General features: G+C 49.4%; 1 protein-coding gene and 1 pseudogene. One reads left to right on the forward strand and one right to left on the reverse strand.

What is annotated here, in order from left to right; all coding sequences use genetic code 11:
* Positions 1–225, forward strand: a pseudogene (locus KDK16_RS04520) (hypothetical protein); the annotation flags it as partial.
* A gap of 87 nt (positions 226–312) precedes the next feature.
* Here the strand turns inward: KDK16_RS04520 and KDK16_RS04525 are convergent.
* A partial coding sequence (locus KDK16_RS04525; protein ID WP_257274883.1) for a UPF0149 family protein occupies positions 313–1,272 on the reverse strand: 960 nt, incomplete at its 5' end.

The raw sequence follows: 1,272 nt of genomic DNA on the forward strand, positions 1-1,272 counted from the left end.
CAGTTTCATCTGTTCAACAGCATACCCGCCAAACGTCTGAAAGCTGTGGTTCATACCAGCCTGGGACCCCGGGCATTTAATGCCCAGGATGGCGTTGTCAGCATCATGGAGCTGGAAGAATGCGAGCACAGCCGTATTGAGGTGATTCACAATGAACCTCTGGCATGGAATGAGATTGAAGAGTCACTGTGCCGGGCGGCAGGATTGGTAGCTGATTCCGAGTGAAGGTGGTTTCAGATACCACAACGGGATCTCAATCAGATCCCGTTTCCAGAGTGCGATGATTTTTAATGGATGACAAATTTGCCAGAATCAAGCACCACAACACTTCTTATATTTCTTACCACTGCCACAGGGACAAGGGTCGTTCCGACCAATTTTGGTGACAGAAACCGGATCGGGCGTTTCCATAATGGCATCCCAGCGGGTGCGTATTCCCGAACCAAGGGAAGCCAGTTCTCTAGCCACAGAAGGCACGGCAGAGAGCATCTTCTCGATGTTCGGCCCACCCGATTTTTTAGCTTTCTCCAGCAGCTGTTCAGGGTTAGACCAGACGCTCAGGAGAATGGTGCAGGCTGTCCAGGATTCTTCCAGCTCTTTCATAGCCTTGTGCTGGAAGACTTCCTCCCAGAAGTTCACCAGCATGGCATTGGCTTCACCAAAACCTTTGGACCACTGTTGCAGATTCGGGAACCGTTCATCTTCTGGCGTTTCTGACAGACAGTCTTCAGGAATAATATCCAGCCCCATTTCAACAGCACGCTCAATGGTGTCGTATAGATTGAACAATATACGATGAATGTCTTTTTCCTGCTGTTCATCCTTAAAAGCCGGTACTTCGCCAAAGATTTTTTTAAGCCAGCGATTGGGTGGAACTTGCTGAGGTGACCCCCAGATACCAAAGAGGAAACCTTCCACTTCCTGACAAGACATGCGACCATACTCAGACAGCATAGCCTCCAGCATGTCTTTCTGGGCATCGTCAAAACGCCAGTCAGGAATAAAGGAGCGAGTCTGTCTCAGACCCAGCTCAATCTCTATGTCTTCAATATCACCATGAATCTCGCGATCGACTTTACCACGCTCAAAGGCATCGCGAATGACTTTAACCGCTTCTTTACCGTGCAGATCAATCAGAGCACCGACCAGAGCCGTATTGAGATAGGTTCCATCATCTTCCCTGTCTTCCAGAAGCTTCTGAAGGCCCGCCACTGTCTTTTCACGATCCGCTTCATGGTAAGTTGCATTCCAGCGCAGAGACTCTATTGCAAG

This window comes from Endozoicomonas sp. SESOKO4 (assembly GCF_024606275.1).